General features: G+C 41.8%; 1 protein-coding gene. It reads right to left on the bottom strand.

All coding sequences use genetic code 11. The annotated features are described in order from the left end of the window. Nucleotides 1-16: 16 nt before the first annotated feature. On the bottom strand, nt 17-1,129 hold the full coding sequence (locus tag KJB35_RS26345) for a DUF4236 domain-containing protein (RefSeq protein WP_285358594.1): 1,113 nt from the start codon (nt 1,127-1,129) through the stop codon (nt 17-19). Between the last annotated feature and the right edge of the window lie 90 nt (nt 1,130-1,219).

The following is a 1,219-nucleotide window of genomic DNA, read 5'->3' as shown; positions in this document are numbered from 1 at the left end:
ACTCTTAAACAGATTGTTAAGCCGCAATTTTATCGCTTTCAATTTCTCTTGGAAGAACTGCTGCTAAACAATTTACAGAGGCTTCAAACTTTTCCGCTGGCCCTCGAGTTGATAATTGAATTAGCTCATTAAGACCTGATTGGCTTGTGAATGACATTTCCTGATATAGGCAAATTGGTAGCTCATGGTTATCTTTAAACCTGCGGTCTGGTCCACCGGACTTATTTACGTATTTCCACGTTTTATCAACGATCAATGCATCAGCAGGAACTGACTCTTCTTCGATAAATTTTTTGTCTCCGACCACCACAACCAAATCTTGGTAACTCACAGCTCCGACACCTGTAGTGTCATAGACCAACACTCGGTCAGGAAAGAAATGTAATGTTTGACGACCTACTGCAATAGAGACTGTCTTCACATTTGTTTTTAATCGTGGCGGTTCAGAGATCTTAATCGATGTCAGCTTTCGATCTATAAGATTGCTTGCACCTGCATGATATTTTTTATCAAGGACTTTGCCTGAGGCTGATATATGCCAACATTTATTAGCTTTTGCCATTTGTTCTGCTGCCGAAAACAGCTTGTCATAAGCAAGTTCCATTTCGGAGTCAAAGTCATAGAAAAGTACAGTTGTCTTAGCTAACGTGTCTCTCGTATAACAAACCCAAGTAGAAACACCCCCCAACACAGCAGTCAAAGCGACAACCCATTTAGGGAGCTCGGCATTATGAATTCCAAAAACAACAGCGAAAAATAGAATAAAAATAAAAGGCCATGAACTAGACTTTTTCTGTTTCTCATTAAGCTCCTTTAGCAGCTCAGCTGAAGAAGAGTCTACTATCTGCGAAACATGCGCTGACTCAATTTCTTTCAGTGGTTCGTGAGTCGGCGCTTCGAAGGACTCTTGATAGTTGGGCTGAATAGTGTCGTCGACAATTCGTTCCTGAGAACCAATCGGAATAGTCGAACGATAATAAATACCATTTGCTCCAATACGGACATAGTTACCTCTTGGACCAGTTCCGACTCTCAGACCTTTAACACCAGCTGAAACGCCAAATCCAGATTTTGACAAATTGAAACGAAATGGACCAACGCTGATACTCTTTCTTATGTAGAGTCCCATATCTTCTCCGAACTTAAATTGACACTCTTGCGGCTTAACGCCCTGTTAAGGGGTGAGCAACGCAACACCGAAGCCTCCGCAAACCACCTT

The organism is Vibrio sp. D431a (assembly GCF_030248655.1).
Lineage (GTDB): Bacteria > Pseudomonadota > Gammaproteobacteria > Enterobacterales > Vibrionaceae > Vibrio > Vibrio alginolyticus.
Note: the sequence above shows the minus strand (reverse complement) of the source record. Positions and strands in the feature narration are given on the sequence as shown.

Coding starts and splice junctions, on each gene's coding strand:
- KJB35_RS26345 (WP_285358594.1), bottom strand. CDS start 1,129: ATGGGACTCTACATAAGAAAGAGTATCAGCGTTGGTCCATTTCGTTTC.